Consider the following 22,119-nt stretch of genomic DNA (forward strand, 5'->3'; position numbering starts at 1 on the left):
CGGCGAGCCAACAAGCCGCCCTATTTAAAGATCATTTTTGCATAAGGGTTTTTGCGACAGGCCGCAAGCCGCTGGTAAAATGCCAGGCTAACACGTAAGTCCGTAACGGCCAGCGTTAAATGATTGAGTCCTTGAAGCATTATCGGCTACTGATTGATGCGTGTAATCAGCACGCGGGTGTTGTGACAGGCTTTGTCCTGACACACTTCGCTAAACCACAGCTGGCCGCTGTCGCCCACCATTACGCCCTGATCCCTGGCGAACAGATCTTCATATTTCTGCGCGATAATGACGCGGCTTAAATCGGGCGTGAATACGCTGCCGTAGTGCTTCTTTAACATTGCCGCAGTGCGATAGGTTTTCGCTTTCCCTTTTAAACCGACCTCAAGCGGATAAGCAATCATCGTCGCCACTTTGGCTTTGTCTTTTGCCGCCACCGCCTGTTGCAGTTCGCCAAGAAAATCCTGGTATTTCTGATGGGAGCCAAACAGAAAATCCAGACGCTGATCCACTTCCTGAGCCGTGGCTGCATAAGCGTTCCCCATGCCGAGAAACAGGGATAGCAGCAGAATAGCCAGCCGGGTATACATAAAATTCTCCTTGAAAAGCGGCCTGTGCGCCGCGCTAACTTTAGGCTTAAGTCGGCAGCCACGTCAAAGACAGAGCGCGGTCAAGGGCGATCGAAAATGGCCGCCAGCGACGCCTCTTCCAGCTGTTGATACAGCGAAAACTCGTCGATAACCGCGCAGCCCAGCGCCTGCTCAAAGGCCAACTGATTGGGATGGCCCTTGCCCGCTGCTCCCCTTTCGCTGCCCAGGTTCGACTGGAAAATGCCTGCGGCGCTGACCGGCAGAAAATCTTCATAAACCACTGGCCTGGCCTCTATGGTGCCGTCGTCGATCAGGCTTTGCAGCTGCTCACGGCTGGCCTGCTCCGGCAGCGTCGCGCCCGCCGACAGCCGATAGCTAAAATAGCCCAGCTTCTGCCGACGCAGCTCGTGCATATCATCCGGGAAAGCGGCAAAGTTCGCGGCCAGCCCGGCGGCTTTATCCCCCGCCGTCGGCTGTTGCAAAAGCCGATCGTAAAGCGCACGGCCTGCGGGCGTCAGCGCCAGCCCGCGCTGCTCGATTTCACCAAAGCGCGCGGTGTGCCTGCCCTCGCTGTTGTCGGTAAAGGTGATTTTTTCGCTCAGCGCCTTAAAGCTGGTCTGACGCAGCAGAATGGGCACGCGACGCGGCGGCGGCCCTTCAATGCTCTCTTTCGGCACGATCTGATAAGCGGGCATCTGCCGCTGCACGGCGTCAATATCCAGCGTGCGCGGCGTAAGGTGGTTAATGTGCGGCCCTTTAAAAGAAACCACGTCCGCAATCAGGCGGTGCTGATCCAGCAGCGACTGATAAGTTGCCCCGTCCACCTGCGCTTCGCTGTGCCACTGAAAGGTTTTCAGCGCTTCGGCGACAAACTCATCCGCCTGTGCGGCGGTTAAGCCTTGCTGAGCATGGCCGATCTCAAGCAGTTCCAGCAGACGCGGCGTAAAGATATTCCGCTGGTCGAGGATCTGGCTCACCTTCTGCTTCAGTCCGTCATCATCGATCAGCTCCAGGCGCAGCAGCGAGGTAAACACGCGGAAAGGATTATATTGCAGCGAACGCGCGTCGACGGGGCGGAAAGCGGTAGCGTGCACCGGCACGCCTGCCGCAGAAAGATCGTAATAGCTGACCGGATACATGCCCATTACCGCAAACAGTCGGCGCATGGTCGCCAGCTCCTGCGCTTTGCCAAGGCGGATAGCGCCGTGCCGTTCAACGGCCAGCCGGTTCAGCTCCGGCGCGCTGTCGGCGTCCGCAAAGGTCTCGGGATGGGCCTGCAAATAGCGGGCGTTCACCTCTTTCACTAACTGCAACAGCGTGCGGTACTGCGGCACTTCCTGCTGGTACATCAGCGACATCGCTTTGGAAAAGGCGTCGCGGATCGCATCGGGTGAACTAAACCGGGTCATAGTCTGGCCTTATGATAGAGGGCGCCTAAACAGCGAAAGCCTTTCTTCAAGCATAGCGCCCGGCGGCCGGTTATTCGCCCTGTTTTTCGCCTGTTTGCGCGGTGTGGCGACGGCCACTAACAAAGCCATTCGCAGGAATGGCTCAGACTGCTGACAAAGCCAGAGGGTTCGTGCGGCCTGGATTTTTTGCCGCGAAACGGCAGCTTCACAGCAGCAGAGGCTGAACGGCCAGCCGTTCGCGCATGGATGCGCGAAACGAGCCCCCGTGGACGAGTTGTTCCGGCCTCCGCTGCTTTTCACCGGCCTGAACGCGACTTGATGACAGAGGATGATTTTGTCAGCAACCTCCGTTAACGCATCGTTTGCACCGCGCGAGGCTGCATTTTGCCGCTGCCGATTTTTTGCGTCTGCGCCGTGCGCCTGCGCGTGACAATAAAACTCAGCATCAGCACGATAGCGGCCACGGCGGCGGTCATCAGCGTTTCATAACGATAATCGGGCGAAATAAACATATAGCCCAATACCACCAGAATAATGCCGATGGTAAACAGCGTCAGCCACGGAAACAGCCACATCTTAAATTCCGGCGTCCGGCCGCTGCGTTCCAGCCTGCGGCGCATAATCAGCTGGGAAACGGCGATAACCAGATAGACCAGCAGCGCGATGGCGCCGGTGGTGGAAAGCAGAAAGTCGAAAACCCTGCCGGGAAAAGCGTAGTTGGCGAAACAGCCTGCAAAACCGGCCAGCGTTGAGCTGAGTACGGCAACGCGGGGCACGCCGCCGGCGGAAATTCGCGCGCCGGCCCGCGGCGCATCACCACGCTGCGCCAGCGAGTAAAACATGCGGGAGGCGGTATACAGCCCGGAGTTCATGCAGCTGCACACGGCGATAAACACTACCGAGCTGACCAGGATACCCGCGCCCGGCAGATGCAGCACGTTCAGCGCGTATTGAAAGGTTCCCTGTTCTTTCAGTTGTGGATCGTTCCAGGCGACCAGCGACACCACCAGGAAAATCGACAGCAGATAGAACAAGGCAATACGGTAAACCACCAGGTTAGTCGAGCGCCGGATCTGCTGCCCCGGATCCTTTGTCTCGGCGGCGGCAATGGTCACGATTTCCGCGCCAAAGAAGGAGAAGATGGTGATCAGCACGCCGGAAAGCACCGCGCCGCCGCCGTGTGGCATAAAGCCGCCGCTATCCCACAGGCGCGACACGCCGCTGACGTGTGCCAGAGGCCAGTAGCCCGCGACCGCCGCGATGCCCACCGCGATAAAAGCCAGGATAGCCACCACTTTAATCAGGGAAAACCAGAATTCGAACTCGCCGAAGTTTTTCACGTTGAAAAGATTGGTGCAGGTCAGCAGAGTCATAATAGAGAGTGTGTAAACCCAGGCGGGCACGGCGGGTAAAGCGGTATGAAGGATGTTCGCGCCGGCTATCGCCTCCACCGGGATCACCAGCACCCAGAACCACCAGTAGAGCCAGCCGATGGTAAAGCCTGCCCAGGGGCCAAGCGCCCGTGAAGCGTAGGTGGAAAAGGAGCCGGAGTCAGGCTGCATAACCGCCATTTCTCCCAGCATTCTCATCACCAGCAGCACCAAAAAACCCGTTAATATATAAGAAATTAAGATAGCCGGCCCTGCGGTGGCAATGGCGCTGGCAGAGCCGATAAACAGACCGGCGCCGATAATCCCGGCGATGGAAATCATGGTGACCTGGCGACTGGATAACCCATCGCCCAGCGTGGATGGCGGTTTTGCTGAATAACTCATCGTAATTCCTGCCTTAGCGTAGTGGACGTTAGCGCTTAGCTCGTGCAAATTCCTTTTTTCAGTTTTGCCGTCATAAAACTGTCATTTCCTGAATTAATTCTGGACGTTGCCGAAAAAGGAGTAAAAGGCTTCAGGCCGTTTTGCCATAGCCTTTTCTTATTTCCGCCTGGAGGGTTTTACGCAGTGACGCTTTACTATGCAGAGAAGAGGCAGGAGAAAAATCAGGCAGCGGTAATAAAGGTTATTTATTTGTAGCCGCAGACGGGTACACTCTCGGCTCTTATTACTGATTCAGGCTCGACAATGAATTTTCTTTATCCTTTGATGGCGGTGTTGATCTGGTCGTTTAACGCCATCGTCAGCAAAGTCTCGGCGAACGTTATCGATCCTGCCGCTATTTCCTTTTATCGCTGGCTGATAGCGCTGGTGGCGCTGACGCCCTTCGTGCTGCCTGCGGTATGGCGCAATCGGACGCAGGTCAGGCAGCAGTGGTGGCGGCTGCTGACGCTGGGTCTGCTCGGCATGGTGCTTTATCAAAGCCTTGCCTACTATGCCGCGCACAGCGTCAGCGCGCTTTCGATGGGTATTCTGGTTTCGCTGATCCCTCTGCTGACCGTGCTGATCAGCATTGTGCTGCTGAAAGTGGCGCCCACGCTGGGCATTCTTATCGGCAGCGTGCTCTCTTTTGGCGGGCTGGTGTGGCTGATTAGCCAGGGCAGTCCCGAACGGCTGCTGACGCAGGGCATGGGCACGGGCGAGCTGATGCTGTTTGCCGCTTCCACCTCTTACGCGCTGTATGGCGTGCTGACCCGTCGCTGGGCGATCCCGCTGCCAAACTGGCAAAGCCTGTACGTGCAAATTGTGTTTGGCGTCATACTGCTGCTGCCGGGCTTTTTACTGGCAAAAGATGTGGCGCTGAACGCGCATAACCTGCCGCTGGTGCTGTTTGCCGCGCTTCCGGCTTCTATTCTTGCGCCGTTTTTATGGATCCAGGGCGTGATGCGCATGGGCGCCAGCACCGCCTCGATTTTTATGAATCTGACGCCTGTCTTTACAGCAGTTATCGCCGTGCTTTTTCTGCATGAAAAGCTGCACAGCTATCACTTTATCGGCGGCGGCGTCACGTTATGCGGCGTGATCCTGGCGCAGCGGCTGCGTACGCCGCTGCGGATCGGCAAAACAGCGCGCGCGACGGCGGATCCCTGAAAAATAATCCGCCGCGCGGCGCGCCGCTACTACCTATCGCGTAACGGGATTGTTATCATAGCCAATCCCCCTTTTTTCCGGCGCTTTCCGGACAGTGTTGAGTTAAGGATTTTGCCATGCAACCTCTTAATGGCCCAGGCGCGCCATTACCCGGCGAACGAGCGACGGTCGCTGATACCGGCCGAACCGGACCGGGCGATCAGCCGCTGACCCCTGCTCAGCGCACCACGCTGGAAAGGCTGATTGTCAAAATCATGTCGCTCAGTTCGCTAAAGGCCCCGGAGCTATGGGCCGGACTGCGTCATGAAGTGGGCGTGAAGAACGATGCCGGTCTGCTGGCGCGTCATTTTCCGGCGGCGGAGCAGTTTCTTAATACGCGGCTTGCGCAGGTGCAGAACACGCACGCGACCCGACAGCTGTTTCAGCAGCTGAGCGATTTGCTGCCTGCGGGCAATAATCGCCAGGCGGTGAGCGATTTTATCCGGCAGCAGTTTGGTCATACGGTGCTCAGCTCGCTGAATCCCGATCAGCTGCGACAGGTGCTGACCATGCTGCAAAATGGCCAGATGGCGATCCCGCAGCCGCAGCAGAACCGCGTCACCGATCGCTCGCTGCTGCCTGCGGAGCACCACGCGCTCAATCAGCAGGTCGCTCGCCTGGCTGCCGTTACCGGCGAACAGCCGGTGAAGCTGTGGACTTCCGTGCTGAAGGTGGTCAACCTGCACAGCGGCGATCCCATTCCTTCACGCCTGTTCCCGCTGCTGACCCAGTATCTTCAGGTTAGCCAGACGCTGAGCCAGCAGCCTGCCCCGACGCTGCATACGCTTCTCGCCTCGCTGAAGGTGCCTTCCGATCATGCAGAGCAGCGCATGCTGGAGGAGGCCAGCCAGCAGCGCTTCCAGCTGCCGCCGCAGGCGATCCTTACCGCAGCCCAGGCGCAGGATTTGATGAATCTGCTGTTTGCGCGGCGGGCCGAACGGCTGAAGGAGATGCCGCTGGCCGACAGCGAGATCCATCCGCAGCCGATTATTTCCGGCTACGTGCCGCCGGTGCTAAGGCCGCTGGCGACGCGTCCGGCCGTAACCGCTTTTGCCGCGCTGGTGCTGTTTATTTTTCTGCTGTGGCTGTTCCTTTAGGCTTAACAGCCGCACGCCTGTAAATCCTGTTGCGGCCAGCTGCCCGCTTCTTCTCCTTGCGCGACCGGATGACGGTCGCGCAGCCAGAAATCCAGCCCGCCAATCAGCTCTTTAACCCGCAGTCCCGCCGAGGCCAGTTTCCATGCGCCTTTGGTCGAGCCGTTGCAGCCAATGCCGTCACAGTAGGTCACGTAAACTTTGCTGCCGTCCAGCGCCGCCAGCGTTTCTGCGCTCATGGTGCGGTGAGGAAAGCTTATCGCGCCGGGAATATGCGCGGCCTGATACTGCTCTGCCGCACGGGTATCGATCACCACGATATCGGTAATGCCGTTGGCGAGATCCTGCGCCAGATCCCAGGCATCGCTGTAGTAAGCCAGCTTTTCGCGTAGCCATGCTTCGCTGCGTGCGGCGTCAGGCGGTGGAAATTGTAAAACGGCGGACAGGGTCATCATGTGTACTCCTTTGCTTAAGGTCTGCCTGATGATAGGGTAAAACGGCCTTAAAAAGGATACCCATTTTAATCAGGTGATAAGACCATTATGCCGCTGACCAACGTGCCCTTAATCCAGCTGTTCGCCTCGCAGCAGGCCCGCACCCGACGGGACAGGCTATGCGCCGCCTTGCGTCAGCTCATCACCGACGGCACGCTGCGGCAAGGCGAGCGGCTACCCTCTTCCCGGCTGCTTGCCGTCGATCTGTCGCTGTCCCGAGTGACGGTGGAAGCGGCGTATGCGCAGCTGGAAAGCGAAGGCTGCCTGCTGCGGCACAGCGGCAAAGGCACTTTCGTCGCCGCCGATCGTCAGCTCATCACCGACGGCACGCTGCGGCAAGGCGAGCGGCTACCCTCTTCCCGGCTGCTTGCCGTCGATCTGTCGCTGTCCCGAGTGACGGTGGAAGCGGCGTATGCGCAGCTGGAAAGCGAAGGCTGCCTGCTGCGGCACAGCGGCAAAGGCACTTTCGTCGCCGCCGATCTGCCGGCGCCGCGACGCCCCACGCCAGCGTCATCGACAGCGGCTCCCGCGCTCTCGTCACGCGGCAGCAACATTGTCGCCTCTGGCGGCTGCGACGATCCGCTTTTTCCCCTGGCTTTTGCCGCCGGTTCGCCGGATCTGCGGGCTTTTCCTCACGCTATCTGGCGGCGGCTGGTGGCGCAGCGGCTGCGCCATACGCCGGAAAAAATGATGGGCTATGGCGCGCCGCAGGGGCTGGCCGATCTGCGTGAAGCGGTGGCGCGTTATCTTGCTCAGGCGCGCGGCGTGCGCTGCGATGCCGGGCAAATTATCATCCTGACCAGCTCGCAACAGGCGTTGCAGATGCTGGCGATGCTGCTGTGCGATACGGGCGATGCCGTCTGGCTGGAAGAGCCGGGCTATCGCGGCGCTTATCATGCTTTTAACAGCGCGGGCGCGACCATCGGCACGCTGGAGCTGGACGACGAGGGCGCAAAAATACCCGACCGGCCGGCGGCGAAGCTGATCTACCTGACCCCATCCCATCAGTATCCCACCGGCGCGACCATGAGCCTGACGCGTCGTCTGGCCTGGCTGGCGTACGCGCGCGCCCACGGTAGCTGGCTGATTGAGGATGACTACGACAGCGAATTTTATTACGGCGCACAGCCTGCGCCCGCGCTTCAGGGGCTGGATAAGGCCGGGCGCGTGCTCTACCTCGGCACCTTTTCCAAAACGCTGTTCCCTTCCCTGCGGCTGGCTTATCTGGCGGTGCCGCCCGCGCTGGTTGACGCCTGCTGCCGGATGCGCAGCGTGATGGACGGACACAGCGCGCAGCTGATGCAGGCAGTGACGGCGGATTTTCTCGATCGCGGCCATTTTCAGGCGCATCTGCGGCTGATGCGCAAACTTTACGGCAGCCGCCGCGAACTGCTGCTGACAGAGCTGGCGACAAAGCTGGGAGACAGGCTGCATCCGCTGAGCCACCAGCATGGGCTACAGCTGACGGCCACGCTGCCGGACGGCGGCGAAGAAAAATTAACGCGTCAGGCTTTGCAGGCAGGCCTGGTGCTGCCGCGCCTGTCGCCCCTGTATCAGGGAGATGCACGGCAGGAAGGCTGGCTGCTGGGTTTTTCCGCCCTGGCGCCAGCAGAGATTGTCAGCGCGGTGGAAAAGCTGGCCCGTGTTTTTTCAGGCTAACGGCTTCCGCTTTCTCACGCGTTTTCTGACTGACGCGGCCTTCGCCATTCAGCCCGCGCGAAACGGTGGATGTCCCTGCGCCCTCAGCCGGGCGATATGCCTGATGGTCATCCGGCTATCAACGCTTCTGTGATTACGGCGGAGTGGGAAGGTTAACGTATTTGACGCTAACGCCTGGCCTTACGGCATGGCTGCTAACTTTTGTCCCTGGCGAGGCTTATCTTATACATCGGCATACTGCGGCCATAAAAAAAGGATGCCCTTGCGGAGCATCCTTTTTTGAAATTGCTTACTGATTACAGCTTGCGCATCACCAGCGTGGCGTTGGTGCCGCCGAAGCCGAAGCTGTTGGACATCACGGTAGTCAGCTGCTGCTCGGTTGGTTTGGTCACGATGTTCAGACCTTCCGCCGCCGGATCCAGCTCTTCAATGTTGATGCTTGGCGCGATAAAGCCGTGCTCCAGCATCAGCAGCGAGTAAATAGCTTCCTGCACGCCCGCCGCACCCAGAGAGTGGCCGGTCATGGCTTTGGTGGCCGACATCGCCGGCGTGTTGTCGCCGAAGACTTCGCGGATGGCGCCCAGCTCTTTCACATCGCCTACCGGCGTAGAGGTGCCGTGCGTGTTCAGATAGTCAATCGGCGTATCCAGGCCGTGCATAGCCAGACGCATACAGCGTGCTGCGCCCTCGCCTGATGGCGCTACCATGTCTGCGCCGTCGGAGGTGGCGCCGTAGCCAACCACTTCTGCGTAGATGTGCGCGCCGCGAGCCAGCGCGTGCTCCAGCTCTTCCACAACAACCATGCCGCCGCCGCCTGCGATAACAAAGCCGTCGCGGCTGTTGTCATAGGTACGGGACGCTTTTTCCGGCGTTTCGTTATATTTGGTGGACAGCGCGCCCATCGCATCGAACTCGCAGGACATTTCCCAACACAGCTCTTCGCCGCCGCCTGCAAATACCACATCCTGTTTGCCCAGCTGGATCTGCTCAACGGCGTTGCCGATGCAGTGTGCCGAGGTCGCGCAGGCGGAGCTGATGGAGTAGTTTACGCCGTGGATTTTGAACGGGGTCGCCAGGCAAGCGGAAACGCCGGACGCCATCGCTTTGGTCACCATATAAGGGCCGACGCCGCGCAGGCCTTTGGCGCGCATTCCGTCAACGCTGGCCACCTGGTTGATCGGCGAGCCGCCGCCGGAACCGGCCACCAGACCCACGCGCGGGTTGTTCTGGTATTGTTCAACGGTCAAACCGGAATCTTTTACCGCTTCCAGCATAGAAATATAGGCATAAATGGACGCATCACTCATAAAACGCAGGGTTTTGCGATCGATGAGGCTGGAGATTTCGTCTTTATCGAGTTTGACGTTGCCCCAGACGTGACTACGCATACCGGAATCTTTCAGCTCCTGAGAGAAGGTAATGCCGGAGCGGCCTTCACGCAGGGATGCAAGGACTTCCTGTTGGTTATTACCAATGCTGGAAACGATACCCAGGCCAGTAATCACTGCACGTTTCATTCAATACCTCGTTAACTACTTATATTAGGATTCGACACGCACTTTAGCGTACAGTTGTAAGCCGAACAAGTCCAACCAGCGCCTGATTTTTGTAAATTTGCGTAGGCGCACCCCCAGAGTTACAATCGCCGCACCGCGAGATAACTGAGCTTTTGCCGTGAACAGCGCCCCAATAGAGTATGCAGAACTAAGCTGGAATGAACAGGGTACACCTGTATCCCGAACCTTTGGCGACGTCTATTTTTCCGACGCAAACGGCCTGGAGGAAACGCGTCACGTGTTTCTTGGCGGCAACGGCTTGCCCGACCGTTTTGCGCACCATTCTCGCGACCTGTTTATCACGGCGGAAACCGGTTTTGGCACCGGCCTGAATTTTTTAACGCTCTGGCAGGCTTTCGAGCGCTTTTGCGCCGAGCAGCCGCAGGCTCGTTTGCAGCGCCTGCACTTTATCAGCTGTGAAAAGTATCCGCTCAGCGTCAACGATCTCGCCAGCGCGCATCAAAGCTGGCCTGAACTGGCAGCATACGCACGCGCGCTGCGCGAACAGTGGCCAGCCGCCCTGCCCGGCTGTCACCGGCTGCTGCTGGCCGAGGGTCGCGTCACGCTCGATCTCTGGTTCGGCGATATTAACCAGCTGATCCCGACCTTCGATGACAGCCTCAATCATCAGGTCGACGCCTGGTTTCTGGATGGCTTTGCGCCGTCGAAAAATCCTGACATGTGGACGCCGGCACTGTTCGCCTGCATGGCGAAAATGGCGCGTCCCGGCGGCACGCTGGCCACCTTTACCTCGGCTGGCTTTGTGCGGCGCGGATTGCAGGAGGCGGGTTTTACCGTCGGCAAGCGTAAAGGCTTCGGCCCCAAACGGGAAATGCTGGCGGGCGTGCTGGAGAACGCTATCGACGCGCCAGCCGAAGCGCCGTGGTATCACCGTCCGGCGGCGGAAGGCGACGACATTGCGGTAATCGGCGGCGGCGTGGCCAGCGCGCTGCTGGCGCTGGCGCTGCTGCGTCGCGGTAAAAAAGTCACGCTCTACAGCGCCGACGGCGAACCGGCCCGGGGCGCTTCCGGCAACCGTCAGGGCGCGCTTTATCCGCTGCTGAACCATCACGATCCGGCGCTGGCGCGCTTTTTTCCGGCCGCATTTACCTTTGCCCGTCGTGTTTACGATAGCCTGCCGGTCGCGTTCGATCACGAGTGGTGTGGCGTTACCCAGCTGGGCTGGGATGAAAAAAGCGCGGACAAAATCACTAAAATGCTGACCATGCAGCTGCCGGAAACCATCGCTCGCGGTGTGGACAGGCAGGAAGCCGAAGCGCTGTGCGGGGTGGAAACCGGCTTTGGCGGCATTACCTATCCGGCTGGCGGCTGGCTCTCACCCGCCCAGCTGACGCCTGCGCTGTTTGCGCTGGCGCAGCAGCAGGGGCTGATTACGCGCTGGCATCACAGGCTGACCGCACTGACCGCAACACCGACGGGCTGGCAGCTCGATTTTGCCGATCGGCCCGCGCAGACTCACCGCAACGTGGTGCTGGCGACCGGCCACGCGCTGACCGCGCTGCCGCAGAGTGAAAAGCTGCCCGCCTATGCCGTCAGCGGCCAGGTCAGCCATATCCCGACTACGCCCGCACTGGGCCAGCTTAAACAGGTTTTATGCTACGACGGCTATCTGACGCCGGTTAATCCGCATAATCAGCAGCACTGTATCGGCGCAAGCTATCATCGCGCCGACAGCGCTACCGCCTATCGCGAAGAAGATCAGCAGGAAAACCGCGAGCGGCTGCTCCGCTGTCTGCCGGAGGCGGAATGGCCTCGCGAAGTGGACGTTAGCGCAGGCAGCGCCCGCAACGGCGTGCGCTGCGCCACCCGCGATCATCTGCCGATGATTGGCCCGCTGCCAGACTATCAGCAAACGCTGGCGCAATACGCAGATCTGGCGCAAAACAAAGCCACGGCGCAACCGGCGCCCCTCTGGCGCGGCCTGTTTGTGCTGGGCGCGTTAGGCTCCAGGGGATTATGCAGCGCGCCGCTGGCGGCAGAAGCGCTGGCGGCGGAGCTGTGCGGCGAACCGATCCCGCTGGACAGGCAGACGCTGGCGGCCACCCATCCTAATCGCTACTGGGTGCGCAAGCTGCTGAAAGGTAAAGCGGTGAAGGCGGCAAGCTAAAAGCCGCTGCCGCCCCGTAGGGCAGACAGGAAACCGGAGACGTCGCGTAGAGCAGACAGGAAATTGGGGATGCCGCTCAGGCCAGACTGGTAGCCGGAGACGCCGCCCAGGGCAGACTGGAAACCGGAGACGCCGGACGCATCAGGCCGCTAAAATCACGGCGGCCTTGCTTGTTGCCGACGGCGCCGTCAGGGATCAGGAGGGATGGCGCGCCTGCAGGAACAAATTATCCCACATGCCCAGCACCAGCGCCTGGTCGCGCGGCGAAAGCTCACCGGCGTGGATCGCCGTCTCCAGGCTGTTCAGCACCTGGATTTGCAGCGCTTCCGGCGTGTGCTCGCCCGACTGCTCAATTTCGGCCACGGCCAGCGTCAGATGCCCGCGCAGATAGCCGCTGGCGAACAGCTCGTCATCGCTGGCGCTCTCCACCATGTTATCGATCAGGGCCAGGATACGCGCTTCAAATTCATCAATCATACAATTCCTTATTTACCATGCTGGTCAGAGATCTTCCGGCCAGGGAAACTGCGCTGCGGTCAGCGGCGGCGTTGAGTAGTAGCGACCCAGTTCGGTGATAAAACGGGCTGGCCGTGACGGAATTCCCTTTTCCAGATGAGCCATTACCTGCGCGTGTACCTTGCGCTGGAACGCAATGCGGTCCGGCTCGAAATCGCCATTGAGATTGTCACAACTTACGTTGAAGGGAAAGCCCGCCGCTACACAAAACAGCCATTCCAGCGCCTGCGGCCTGACCTCCACCGCTTCAAACTGGCCTTGCGTCATGGCGTCACGGCCGTCGGGACAATACCAGTAGCCGAAATCCACCAGCTTGCGCCGCTCGGCTCCGGCGATACACCAGTGGGAGATTTCATGCAGCGCGCTGGCGTAATAGCCGTGGGCGAACACCACGCGGTGATAGCTGACTTCCTCATCGGCGGGCAGGTAGATGGGTTCGTCATCGCCCTTCACCAGGCGGGTCTGAAAATCGTCAAAAAAACAGCGGTCGAAAATCTCGATCAGCTGCGAATAGTCGTGAGTACGCATTGTTCTCTTCTGCAAAAATTTCACGTCTTGCGACGCGTCAACATTAAGATTCAGCTAAACAGATGGTGAAACCAGGCGGCGATCTCTGCGCCGTGGCTGTCGTAGAGCAGCTTAGCGCTCATGACAATGGAAACGGTGACCACCATCGGGCGGATCAGCTGCTGCCCCCGGCTCAGCACCAGCCGTGCGCCGAGCCGTGCGCCGCAAATGGCGCCGAGCAGCATAATCAGGCCGGTGCCCCACACCACTTTGCCGCCGAAAATAAAAAACAGCAGGCCGCCCAGGTTAGAGGTCAAATTCAGCACCTTGGCGTGCGCGGTAGATTTCGCCAGGTTGAAACCGCAAAGCGTGACGAAGGCCAACGCATAGAAGGAGCCAGCGCCCGGCCCGAAAAAGCCGTCATAAAAGCCGACGCAGCCGCCCGCCACCAGCGCAAATGGCAGGCCGTGCAGGCGACGATGGCGATCTTCTTCGCCGATCTTAGGCATCAGCAGAAAATAGAGGCCGATCGAGATAATCAGCAGCGGCAGCACCTGACGCAGCAGCCCCGGCTGAATGTGTTGGATCAGCATCGCGCCGAGAATCGAGCCGATAAAGGCCATCAGGATATTCAGCCGCTGCGCTTTAAGATCCACCGCCTTGCGCCGGATAAAATAGAGGCTGGCGGAAAAAGAGCCGCCGACGGACTGAAGCTTGTTGGTCGCCAGCGCCTGCGCCGGAGAAAGCCCGGCCGCCAGCAGCGCCGGTACGGTCAGCAGCCCGCCGCCGCCGGCGATAGAATCGATAAAAGCGGCCAGCACGGCGATGCAAAACAGTAGCCCAAGCAGCAGCGGGCTGACGGCAAACCATTCCATTTTTTCTTCCTAAAGCTGATGGTTATCCAGAAGCGCCTGACAGGAAGGCGGCAACGGCGGCGGCTCGCGTTTTATCGGCGCGCCGGAAGGTTTTGGCGGCGCGAACCAGCTTGCCAGCTCTGCGCCACAGCCATCCCCTGGCGGCGGCGCGGGCTGATCCTGGCACTCCAGGCTGTCCGTAGGACAACGCAGGCGCACGTGCATATGCGCCCGATGGCCGAACCATGGGCGTACCTTGCGCAGCCAGTCGCGATCGCTGCCCGCATCGGCGCAGAGCTGTTTTTTAATCGCCGGATTCACAAAGATACGCGTAACGTCGTCATCTTTTGCCGCCAGCTTGATCAGGCTGTCGATCTGCGGCTGCCAGTGACGCGCCACCACGTTTTTCCCGTCTGCGGCCACCAGATCCAGCGGCTGCGGCTGCGGCTTCAGCAGCATTTGTGAACTCCAGCGCGCCTGCGGTAACTGCAACCAAATATCGACATCCAGCCCGGTCTGGTGGCTGGCATGGCCGCTGCTGAAGCGACCGCCCGCCGCCATGCCCATATCCCCAATCAGCACTTCGCCCAGCTGCAAATTATGCACCTGAGCGCCCAGCCGCTGAATAAACAGGATCAGATCGGGATGACCATAAAAGCGACGCTGGTCCTGACGCATCACCTGATAGGTCGGATCGTTAAGCGGCAGCGCCTGCGCGCCGACGATACAGCCGTTGGCGAAAGAGCCGATAGCGTGCGGCGCGCCGCTTATTGGCTGCCGGATCGATTGCCAGGGCGTAGCCGCCAGCGTGGAAGCGCTGAGCAGCAGGCCGCAAAGCGCGAACAGCGTCTTTTTCATGGTGATTACCAGCGTGGAATGTTCGTCTGCACGTCCGCATTCTGTCCGCGATGACGCAGTAAATGATCCATCAGCACGATCGCCATCATGGCTTCCGCGATCGGCACGGCGCGGATCCCTACGCAGGGATCGTGACGGCCTTTGGTGATCATTTCAGTTTCTTCGCCCGTGCGGGTAATGGTTTTGCCCGGCACGGTAATGCTGGACGTTGGCTTCATCGCCAGCGTCGCCAGGATCGGCTGGCCGCTGCTGATGCCGCCCAGAATGCCGCCCGCGTGGTTGCTCTGAAAGCCGCCCGCGCGAATTTCATCACGATGTTCGCTGCCGCGCTGGTTGACCACGGCAAAGCCGTCGCCGATTTCCACGCCTTTCACCGCGTTAATGCTCATCAGCGCATGCGCCAGATCCGCGTCCAGACGATCGAAAACCGGCTCGCCCAGGCCAACCGGCACGTTCTCCGCCATTACGGAGACTTTAGCGCCGATAGAATCGCCCTCTTTCTTCAGCGCGCGCATCAGCTCGTCCAGCGCCTCGATTTTTGACGGATCCGGGCAGAAGAACGGGTTCTGTTCCACCTGATCCCAGTCCTTCAGCTCGCAGGCCACGTCGCCAATCTGCGCCAGATAGCCGCGCACCTTCACGCCGTGCTTCAGGGCGAGGTATTTTTTGGCGATAGCGCCCGCCGCCACACGCATAGCGGTTTCACGCGCGGAAGAGCGCCCGCCGCCGCGATAGTCGCGCAGGCCGTACTTTTGTTCATAGGTATAGTCGGCGTGGCCGGGACGGAAGACGTCTTTGATGGCGCCGTAATCCTGCGAGCGCTGGTCGGTATTTTCAATCAGCAGGCCGATGCTGGTGCCGGTGGTGACGCCTTCAAACACGCCGGAGAGGATTTTGACCTGGTCCGGCTCGCGGCGCTGGGTGGTGTAGCGTGAGGTGCCGGGACGGCGGCGATCCAGATCGTGCTGCAAATCGGCTTCCGTCAGGGGGATGCCGGGCGGCACGCCGTCGACAATACAGCCCAGCGCCAGCCCGTGCGATTCACCAAAGGTGGTGACGCGGAAAACCTGTCCAATCGTATTACCAGCCATGAAGTCCTCTGAACTTTTCAGGAGGCCATCCCGTTTGCCGCTTCCGTTCCGGCCAGCGCGAAATCCGTGCACAGGCTACGGTTTCCGCGCTGATCGGAGCAAAACCGCCTGCGCCGGGGATGCCTGTGATGTTTTTTAGTCTTTATAAATGCCGAAATGATGTTGCGCAGCAACAATTTGCTCGCGGGTCAGCATAAATACGCCGTCGCCGCCGTTGGCGAATTCCAGCCAGGTGAACGGCACGTCGGGATACTGTTCGATCATATGCACCATGCTGTTGCCCACTTCGCAGACCAGCACGCCTTCTTCGCTCAGGTAGTCCGGCGCACAGGCCAGAATGCGGCGCGCCAGCTTCAGGCCGTCGCGCCCGGCGGCCAGCCCCAGCTCCGGCTCGTGCTGATATTCCTCCGGCAGATCGCCCATATCCTCTTCATCCACGTAGGGCGGATTGGTGACGATCAGATCGTAAGGGGTCTTTGGCAGATCGCGGAACAGATCGGAGCGGATCGGCGTCACGTTATGATCCATACCGTGCGCGGTGATATTCTGCTCGGCCACGGCCAGCGCGTCCGCAGAAATATCTACGGCGTCCACTTCCGCTTCCGGGAAGGCATAGGCGCAGGCGATGGCAATGCAGCCGCTGCCGGTGCACATATCCAGAATATGGCTGGGTTCATGCGCGATAATGCCGGCGAAGCGGTCATTGATCAGTTCGCCGACCGGCGAGCGCGGCACCAGCACGCGTTCATCCACGTAAAACTCGTGGCCGCAGAACCAGGCTTTGTTGGTCAGATAGGCGACGGGAAGACGCTCGTTGATGCGGCGAATAACGCGCTCGACAATGCGGTGACGCTCGCTGGAAGTCAGGCGCGCGGTACGCATATCTTCCGGGATATCCAGCGGCAGATACAGCGTGGGCAGCACCAGCTGAACGGCTTCGTCCCAGGGGTTATCGGTGCCGTGGCCGTACCAGATCTCCGCGGCGGCAAACCGACTCACCGTCCAGCGCAGCATATCCTGGATGGTATGCAGCTCACTGACTGCCTCATCAACGAAAATTTTGTCCAAAGTGCCCTCCACAGGCCAAACTCAACTCGGCAGCTAGTTTGCCATGAAGCTGACGAGAATCCAGCGCGCAGGCGTGAAAAAACTGACATTTGTTTATTTGCAGGGATTAGACAGGGTAAACTGATGGGATTATTGTTAAAAATCCCGCCGCCGCGTGCCGCCTGAGGATCAGATGAGTAAAAAACAGCCCCTGAGCGCCGAAGATGAAGCGCTGTTCCGTGGATTAATGACCGGCACGCGTAAGCTGGCTCAGGACACGATAGTGCATAAGCCATTGCGGAAAACATTCTCGCAGGTGCCGCAAAAGCGCCTGCTGTCCGAGCAGATAGACAACAGCCACTATTTTTCCGATGAGTTTCAGCCTCTGCTGTCCGCTGAAGGGCCAGTGCGCTACGTCAGAAGCGACGTCAGCCATTACGAGCTGAAGAAGCTCAGGCGAGGCGACTATACGCCGGAGATTTTTCTGGATTTGCACGGGCTGACGCAGAAACAGGCAAAAGAGGAGTTGGGCGCGCTGATAGCCGCCTGCCGCCGCGAGCATATCTTTTGCGCCAGCGTGATGCACGGTCACGGCAAGCACGTGCTCAAGCAGCAGACGCCGCTGTGGCTGGCGCAGCATCCTATGGTGATGGCCTTTCATCAGGCGCCGAAAATGTTTGGCGGCGATGCCGCTTTGCTGGTGCTGATTGAAGTAGAAGAGTGGCAGCCGCCGGAGCTGCCTTAGTCAGGCCGCCTCCCGGCGAACAGCGTTGGGGCTGGCCGCTTTATCTTACGACGCGACGCCAGCCACGAAGCAGGCCGGTTCAACCGGCCCCAGACTGCTGACAAACCTAAATAGCCGAGGCATCCTGGCGTTTTTTACAGCAACTCAGCTGTTTCTCGGCGGCAGAGGCTGAGCGGATAGGCGGTCGCGCATGGACGCGCGAAACGAGCCTCCATGGACGGATTCACGGCGTGTCCGTGTTCCGATCTGCCTCTGCTGCTTTTCACCAGCCTGAAAGCCACTTGATGGCGGAGAATGAGTTTGTCAACAACCTCAGGCCGGTTCAACCGGCCCGGTGCGATCACATCGCTTTTGCCAGCCGTCCAGGGCTGACCTGCCATTCCAGCTTGCCGCAGCCGCTTTCGTCGTTCAGCGTGACGCTGGCGATGGCGGAAGTGGCGAACATCGGCGGCGTTTCCTGCGGGCAAAGCTCGGACACCAGATAGCCCACCAGAGGCAGATGGGAAATCACCAGCACCGCTTTGACGCCTTCCTTCGCCAACGCCTGAAGATAGCAGGCCACCAGCGCCGGATCGCCGCCCGGCGTCAGCTCCGGCAGCACTTCCTGCTCCACGGGCAGGATCAGCGCTTCACGTACCGTAGAGAGCGTCTGCTCAGCTCGCAAATAGGGACTGACCAACACCCGATCGATATCCACTTTCTGACCGTTGAGCCAGCCTGCCATCTGCCGCGACTCGTCGCAGCCGCAGTGGGTCAAAGGCCGTACCGCATCACTGGCTGCATCCAGTGCCGCATCGCCGTGACGCATAATGAAAACTTGCATATTGCACCGCTGTTATTAAACATAAACGCCGGAAAATCAGGTTTTCCGACTCTTCACTCTGTGAATGAACGCTGTGTTGTACCCTAATGCCAGAAGGCAAGTCAACCGATTGTTTACTAAATAACCGCCTGTTGACAAACGGTTATCAGCACCTTTCAGAAGCGTCCGATCTAACCCGTTGAAACAGGCTGGGTATTCGCCTTACCTGTAGTTTTGTAAAAGGTTTCTCCCGTTTGCGCCATTTTTTGCAGGCGTTCGCAGGGGGTAAAACGCGCGCCGCAGGTGCGGGAAAGCTGTTCCAGCTGCGCCACTATCTGCCCCGCGCCCAGCGCGTCCATATAGCGGAACGGGCCGCCGGTAAACGGCGGAAAACCTATCCCGAATACCGCACCAATATCGCCGTCGCGCGCGCAGCGAATCACGTTTTCATCAAAGGCCCTCGCCGCTTCATTCAGCAACATCATTACGCAGCGTCGCGCGATAAGCTCTTTGCTCAGGTGCGCTTTTGGATGAACGTTCAGTAATTTATAAATTGTCGCATCGGGCAGTTTTTTGCCGCCCCCTTTCTTGCCGTAGCGATAAAATCCCCGCCCGTTTTTGCGTCCTTTGCGGTTATCGTTCAGGACGGCGTCCAGCGCGGGCGGCGCCTGAAAGCGTTCGCCCCAGGCTGCGGCCAGCACCGGCAGGATATGGGCACCTGTATCGATGCCGACCTCATCCAATAGCTGGATCGGCCCGACGGGAAAGCCGAAGTCCGCCAGCGCCTCATCAATGTTTTCTATCGGCTCGCCTTCCAGCAGGCAGCGCAGCGCCTCGTTGATGCAGGGCGTCAGAATACGGTTAACGTAAAACCCGGCGCTGTCCGCCACCACTATCGGCGTTTTACCCTGCAATTTCGCCAGCTTTACCGTGGTAGCGAGGGTTTGCTCGCTGGTCTGCGCGTGGGGGATAACCTCCACCAGCGGCATTTTGTCGACCGGGCTGAAATAGTGCAGCCCGATAACATTCTCCGGGCGGCGGGCGTGCGCGGCGATATCGCTAATCGGCAGCGAGGAAGTATTGGAGGCGAAAATCGTGTCGGGCGACGCGTTAGCCTCCACTTCCGCCACCATTTTCTGCTTCAAAAAAAGGTCTTCAAATACCGCTTCGATCACCAGGTCACGACGCCGAAATCCCTGATAGTCCAGGCCGCCGCTAATCAGGGCCATTTGCCGCTGGCGCTGACCCGGCGTCAGCTGGCGGCGCGCGATCTTTTTCTCCAGCAGATCCCAGCTATATTTCAGCGCATGCGTAATCCCTTCCGGCCGCACATCTTTGATGCGCACCGGCAGATTTCCCCGACAGGCGGTAACGTAAGCAATGCCGCCGCCCATCAGTCCACCGCCCAGCACCGCAACGGATTTCACCTCTTGCGGCGCCGCCTGTGCCCCGCTCTCTTTCTTTATTTCCGTGGTCGCAAAGAACAGGCCGCGCAGCGCGATGGATTCCGGCGACATCGCCAGCTCGCCGAACGCTTTAGCCTCGGCGGCGTAACCGGCGCTACGGCCCTGCTGCAGGCCGGTACGCACCACCGAAAGAATTTTGCGCGTGGCCGGATAGTTACCGCGCGTTTTCGCTTCCGCCCGTCTGGTCGCCATCTTAAAGAGCAACGCGCGTCCCATGGGCGCGTTAAGCATCCGCTCGCTCAATGGCAGCACGCGGCGCGGCTGTCGGCCTCTGAGCACCATGTCCACCGCCGTTTCCAGCAGAATTGTCTGCGGCACGGCCTCTTCCACCAGGCCCAGCTTTAACGCCTGCTTTGCACGCAGCGTTTTGCCGGTCAGCATCAGATCCAGCGCGTGAGAGGCGCCAATCAGCCTGGGCAGCCGCTGCGTGCCGCCGGAGCCGGGCAAAAGGCCCAGCTGCACTTCCGGCAGGCCCAGCCGCGTTTTCTCGTCCAGCGTGCAGACGCGCTGGTGGCAGGCCAGCGCCAACTCCAGCCCGCCGCCCAGACAGGCGCCGTGAATGGCGGCCACCGCCGGAAAAGGCAAGGCGGCGATCTCTGCCATGACCTTTTGCCCCTGTCGCGCCAGCGCAGCCGCCTCTTCTGCCGAGCGGCAGGCAGCAATCATGGTGATATCCGCGCCCGCGATAAAACTGTCCGGCTTGCCGGAGATAAAAACCAGGCCAGCCAGCTCCGGCTGACGACGCGCCTGCGCAATCACTTCCCGGATCTGCCCGACGAATTCTGCCTTTAGCGTATTGAGCTTTTCACCCAGCACATCGAAAGTAATGACGCCCACGTTGTCGGCACGCAGGCTGAATGTAAATGCGGATGCCGTCATTATTCCGCCTCCAGAACCATAGCCGCACCAAGACCGCCAGCGGCGCAGGCCGTGACCAGCCCCAGGCCGCCGCCGCGACGCCGTAGCTCGTGCAGCGTCTGGGTGATCATGCGTGCGCCGGTCGCGGCAAAAGGATGTCCATAGGCGATAGAGCCGCCCAGCACGTTAAATTTTTCTTCGTCCACCTCGCCCAGCGCATGAGGCCGGTTCAGGACTTCACGAGCGAACCGCTCATCGGCGAACATGTTGAGGTTGGCCAGCGTCTGGGCCGCAAATGCCTCGTGCATATCAATAAGCGTTAAATCCTTCAGGGTAATGCCTGCTCTGTCGAGCGCCAGCGGCGATGCCCAGGCCGGGCCAAGCAGCATATCCTCCTGCACGCCGATGGCGGTGAAGGCGTAGCTGCGCAGATAGCCCAGCGGCGTAATGCCCAGCTCTCTGGCGCGCGCTTCCGTCATCAGTACTACCGCTGCCGCGCCGTCGGTGAGCGGCGTGCTGTTAGCCGCCGTTACCGTACCGTGTTTACGGTCGAAAGCGGGACGTAGCCGGGCATAATCTTTCAGGCTGGAATGCAGGCGCACGTTGTTATCCTGCTGTAAAGGGCTGCGCCACGGCGGCACCCAGGCCGTCATTACCTCCTGCGCCAGCCTGTTCTCTTCCCAGGCCTTTGCCGCACGCAGGTGCGAACGATGCGCCAGCGCGTCCTGCTGCTCGCGCGTGATGCCGTAGCTTTTCGCCATCTGTTCTGCGGTATCGCCCATGCGCAGGCCGGTGGAATATTCCGCTACGGCAGGCGGCACGGGCAGCAAATCGCGCGGGCGAAGCTGGCTGAGCAGCCGTAATTTTTGCACCAGAGAGCGGGTTTTACTGAGGTCCACCAGCACGCGGCCCAGCTGTTTGCTGACGCCGATAGGCAAGACGGAAGCGGAGTCCGCGCCGCCTGCAATACCGGCCTGAATGGTGCCGGCCAGCAGGCTTTCGGCCACGTTAGCGACGGCCTGGAAACTGGTGGCGCAGGCGCGGCTTACGCTATAGGCGTCGGTATGTACGCTTAAGGAAGTGCCGAGGACGATTTCGCGCGCGATATTCGGCGCTTCGGGCATCTGGATCACCTGGCCAAACACCAGCTGTTCAATAACGTCGGGCGGGATATCGCTGCGTACCAGCAGTTCGCTGACCACCATTCGCCCCAGCTCAATAGCCGGGATAGCCTGAAGCGCCGTGGCCTGGCGAGCAAAAGGGGTGCGTAAACCGTGCGTTATCGCTATGCGTTGACCCTGACGCGTCAGCAAGGGGAGCGCTTTCATTATTCACCTGTAAAAATCAGCGGCATCACTGCCAAAAGAGGTCAGACCTGTTTATTGTTAACCATATTTTTACATTTTGCATAATGTGAAAAAGAAA

At 59.8% G+C, this 22,119-nt stretch carries 20 protein-coding genes and 1 pseudogene; 5 read left to right on the forward strand and 16 right to left on the reverse strand.

Features of this window, described 5'->3' with window-relative positions; translation table 11 throughout:
- Positions 1 to 53 precede the first annotated feature (53 nt).
- From AB6T85_RS23775 to AB6T85_RS19750, 4 genes and pseudogenes are all read right to left on the reverse strand, one after another.
- Positions 54 to 140: pseudogene (locus AB6T85_RS23775) on the reverse strand (glutathione transferase); the annotation flags it as partial.
- 6 nt (positions 141 to 146) lie between these two features.
- On the reverse strand, positions 147 to 590 hold the full coding sequence (locus tag AB6T85_RS19740) for a hypothetical protein (RefSeq protein WP_369896417.1): 444 nt from the start codon (positions 588 to 590) through the stop codon (positions 147 to 149).
- A gap of 80 nt (positions 591 to 670) precedes the next feature.
- On the reverse strand, positions 671 to 1,999 hold the full coding sequence (gene hglS, locus AB6T85_RS19745) for a 2-oxoadipate dioxygenase/decarboxylase HglS (protein ID WP_253459717.1): 1,329 nt from the start codon (positions 1,997 to 1,999) through the stop codon (positions 671 to 673).
- A gap of 350 nt (positions 2,000 to 2,349) precedes the next feature.
- A complete protein-coding gene (locus AB6T85_RS19750) occupies positions 2,350 to 3,774 on the reverse strand; it encodes an amino acid permease (RefSeq protein WP_369896418.1) in 1,425 nt (474 codons plus the stop codon).
- 303 nt (positions 3,775 to 4,077) lie between these two features.
- Between AB6T85_RS19750 and AB6T85_RS19755 the strand changes: the two genes are divergently transcribed.
- Both AB6T85_RS19755 and flk read left to right on the forward strand, forming a co-directional pair.
- Positions 4,078 to 4,980 carry a DMT family transporter gene (locus AB6T85_RS19755; protein WP_253459710.1) on the forward strand — a complete coding sequence of 301 codons (903 nt, stop codon included), beginning with the start codon at positions 4,078 to 4,080 and terminating at the stop codon, positions 4,978 to 4,980.
- Positions 4,981 to 5,096: 116 nt separating this feature from the next.
- A complete protein-coding gene (gene flk / locus AB6T85_RS19760) occupies positions 5,097 to 6,116 on the forward strand; it encodes a flagella biosynthesis regulator Flk (protein WP_253459707.1) in 1,020 nt (339 codons plus the stop codon).
- Positions 6,117 to 6,118: 2 nt separating this feature from the next.
- On the opposite strand, the gene AB6T85_RS19765 is transcribed toward flk, so the two are convergent.
- Entirely contained in the window at positions 6,119 to 6,568 is a 450-nt protein-coding gene (locus tag AB6T85_RS19765; RefSeq protein WP_369896419.1) for a rhodanese-like domain-containing protein, read from the reverse strand.
- Between the two features lie 87 nt (positions 6,569 to 6,655).
- On the opposite strand from AB6T85_RS19765, the gene pdxR reads away from it, so the two are divergent.
- Positions 6,656 to 8,266 carry a MocR-like pyridoxine biosynthesis transcription factor PdxR gene (gene pdxR / locus AB6T85_RS19770; RefSeq protein WP_369896420.1) on the forward strand — a complete coding sequence of 537 codons (1,611 nt, stop codon included), beginning with the start codon at positions 6,656 to 6,658 and terminating at the stop codon, positions 8,264 to 8,266.
- Here pdxR and AB6T85_RS19775 read toward each other — a convergent pair.
- Together AB6T85_RS19775 and fabB are read right to left on the reverse strand one after the other, a co-directional pair.
- The gene (locus AB6T85_RS19775) at positions 8,226 to 8,318 is read right to left on the reverse strand and encodes a hypothetical protein (protein WP_440135768.1); all 93 of its coding nucleotides are present in this window, start codon (positions 8,316 to 8,318) and stop codon (positions 8,226 to 8,228) included. The genes pdxR and AB6T85_RS19775 overlap by 41 nt on opposite strands.
- Positions 8,319 to 8,562: 244 nt before the next feature.
- Positions 8,563 to 9,783 (reverse strand): beta-ketoacyl-ACP synthase I, encoded by a 1,221-nt coding sequence (gene fabB, locus AB6T85_RS19780; RefSeq protein WP_125288293.1) that lies wholly within the window; start codon positions 9,781 to 9,783, stop codon positions 8,563 to 8,565.
- A 157-nt stretch (positions 9,784 to 9,940) separates the two neighbouring features.
- Between fabB and mnmC the strand changes: the two genes are divergently transcribed.
- Complete coding sequence (mnmC, locus tag AB6T85_RS19785; RefSeq protein WP_369896421.1) at positions 9,941 to 11,950, forward strand: bifunctional tRNA (5-methylaminomethyl-2-thiouridine)(34)-methyltransferase MnmC2/FAD-dependent 5-carboxymethylaminomethyl-2-thiouridine(34) oxidoreductase MnmC1; 2,010 nt, start codon at positions 9,941 to 9,943, stop codon at positions 11,948 to 11,950.
- Positions 11,951 to 12,145: 195 nt separating this feature from the next.
- Here mnmC and AB6T85_RS19790 read toward each other — a convergent pair whose 3' ends face one another.
- The 6 genes from AB6T85_RS19790 to prmB form a co-directional block, all read right to left on the reverse strand.
- Positions 12,146 to 12,427, reverse strand: a complete 282-nt coding sequence (locus AB6T85_RS19790; RefSeq protein ID WP_125288295.1) for a YfcL family protein — start codon at positions 12,425 to 12,427, stop codon at positions 12,146 to 12,148.
- A gap of 24 nt (positions 12,428 to 12,451) precedes the next feature.
- Entirely contained in the window at positions 12,452 to 12,994 is a 543-nt protein-coding gene (locus AB6T85_RS19795; protein WP_253459693.1) for an elongation factor P hydroxylase, read from the reverse strand.
- Positions 12,995 to 13,044: 50 nt separating this feature from the next.
- The gene (locus AB6T85_RS19800) at positions 13,045 to 13,848 is read right to left on the reverse strand and encodes a sulfite exporter TauE/SafE family protein (protein ID WP_301730514.1); all 804 of its coding nucleotides are present in this window, start codon (positions 13,846 to 13,848) and stop codon (positions 13,045 to 13,047) included.
- 9 nt (positions 13,849 to 13,857) lie between these two features.
- Positions 13,858 to 14,685: a penicillin-insensitive murein endopeptidase gene (gene mepA / locus AB6T85_RS19805; RefSeq protein ID WP_369896422.1), complete on the reverse strand. Its 828-nt coding sequence runs from the start codon at positions 14,683 to 14,685 to the stop codon at positions 13,858 to 13,860.
- A 5-nt stretch (positions 14,686 to 14,690) separates the two neighbouring features.
- A complete protein-coding gene (aroC, locus tag AB6T85_RS19810; protein ID WP_253459687.1) occupies positions 14,691 to 15,776 on the reverse strand; it encodes a chorismate synthase in 1,086 nt (361 codons plus the stop codon).
- A 135-nt stretch (positions 15,777 to 15,911) separates the two neighbouring features.
- Complete coding sequence (gene prmB / locus AB6T85_RS19815; protein WP_253459685.1) at positions 15,912 to 16,844, reverse strand: 50S ribosomal protein L3 N(5)-glutamine methyltransferase; 933 nt, start codon at positions 16,842 to 16,844, stop codon at positions 15,912 to 15,914.
- Between the two features lie 172 nt (positions 16,845 to 17,016).
- Here prmB and smrB point away from each other — a divergent pair, with 172 nt between their 5' ends.
- Complete coding sequence (smrB, locus tag AB6T85_RS19820) at positions 17,017 to 17,568, forward strand: endonuclease SmrB (RefSeq protein WP_125288301.1); 552 nt, start codon at positions 17,017 to 17,019, stop codon at positions 17,566 to 17,568.
- 340 nt (positions 17,569 to 17,908) lie between these two features.
- Here the strand turns inward: smrB and sixA are convergent, their stop codons facing one another.
- The 3 genes from sixA to fadI form a co-directional block, all read right to left on the reverse strand.
- The gene (gene sixA, locus AB6T85_RS19825) at positions 17,909 to 18,391 is read right to left on the reverse strand and encodes a phosphohistidine phosphatase SixA (protein WP_125288302.1); all 483 of its coding nucleotides are present in this window, start codon (positions 18,389 to 18,391) and stop codon (positions 17,909 to 17,911) included.
- 170 nt (positions 18,392 to 18,561) lie between these two features.
- Positions 18,562 to 20,715 (reverse strand): fatty acid oxidation complex subunit alpha FadJ, encoded by a 2,154-nt coding sequence (gene fadJ, locus AB6T85_RS19830; protein ID WP_301730517.1) that lies wholly within the window; start codon positions 20,713 to 20,715, stop codon positions 18,562 to 18,564.
- Entirely contained in the window at positions 20,715 to 22,025 is a 1,311-nt protein-coding gene (gene fadI, locus AB6T85_RS19835; RefSeq protein ID WP_253461262.1) for an acetyl-CoA C-acyltransferase FadI, read from the reverse strand. The genes fadJ and fadI overlap by 1 nt, the downstream gene beginning before the upstream one ends.
- Between the last annotated feature and the right edge of the window lie 94 nt (positions 22,026 to 22,119).

The organism is Erwinia aeris, from assembly GCF_041224955.1.
Lineage (GTDB): Bacteria > Pseudomonadota > Gammaproteobacteria > Enterobacterales > Enterobacteriaceae > Erwinia > Erwinia aeris.

Bases quoted from the DNA above. Each gene is read 5' to 3' on its own strand.
- hglS (WP_253459717.1), bottom strand. From the start codon at position 1,999: ATGACCCGGTTTAGTTCACCCGATGCGATCCGCGACGCCTTTTCCAAA.
- pdxR (WP_369896420.1), top strand. From the start codon at position 6,656: ATGCCGCTGACCAACGTGCCCTTAATCCAGCTGTTCGCCTCGCAGCAG.
- fabB (WP_125288293.1), bottom strand. From the start codon at position 9,783: ATGAAACGTGCAGTGATTACTGGCCTGGGTATCGTTTCCAGCATTGGT.
- aroC (WP_253459687.1), bottom strand. From the start codon at position 15,776: ATGGCTGGTAATACGATTGGACAGGTTTTCCGCGTCACCACCTTTGGT.
- smrB (WP_125288301.1), top strand. From the start codon at position 17,017: ATGAGTAAAAAACAGCCCCTGAGCGCCGAAGATGAAGCGCTGTTCCGT.
- AB6T85_RS19755 (WP_253459710.1), top strand. From the start codon at position 4,078: ATGAATTTTCTTTATCCTTTGATGGCGGTGTTGATCTGGTCGTTTAAC.
- mepA (WP_369896422.1), bottom strand. From the start codon at position 14,685: ATGAAAAAGACGCTGTTCGCGCTTTGCGGCCTGCTGCTCAGCGCTTCC.
- sixA (WP_125288302.1), bottom strand. From the start codon at position 18,391: ATGCAAGTTTTCATTATGCGTCACGGCGATGCGGCACTGGATGCAGCC.
- AB6T85_RS19800 (WP_301730514.1), bottom strand. From the start codon at position 13,848: ATGGAATGGTTTGCCGTCAGCCCGCTGCTGCTTGGGCTACTGTTTTGC.
- AB6T85_RS19790 (WP_125288295.1), bottom strand. From the start codon at position 12,427: ATGATTGATGAATTTGAAGCGCGTATCCTGGCCCTGATCGATAACATG.
- AB6T85_RS19795 (WP_253459693.1), bottom strand. From the start codon at position 12,994: ATGCGTACTCACGACTATTCGCAGCTGATCGAGATTTTCGACCGCTGT.
- flk (WP_253459707.1), top strand. From the start codon at position 5,097: ATGCAACCTCTTAATGGCCCAGGCGCGCCATTACCCGGCGAACGAGCG.
- AB6T85_RS19740 (WP_369896417.1), bottom strand. From the start codon at position 590: ATGTATACCCGGCTGGCTATTCTGCTGCTATCCCTGTTTCTCGGCATG.
- AB6T85_RS19765 (WP_369896419.1), bottom strand. From the start codon at position 6,568: ATGATGACCCTGTCCGCCGTTTTACAATTTCCACCGCCTGACGCCGCA.
- AB6T85_RS19750 (WP_369896418.1), bottom strand. From the start codon at position 3,774: ATGAGTTATTCAGCAAAACCGCCATCCACGCTGGGCGATGGGTTATCC.
- fadJ (WP_301730517.1), bottom strand. From the start codon at position 20,715: ATGACGGCATCCGCATTTACATTCAGCCTGCGTGCCGACAACGTGGGC.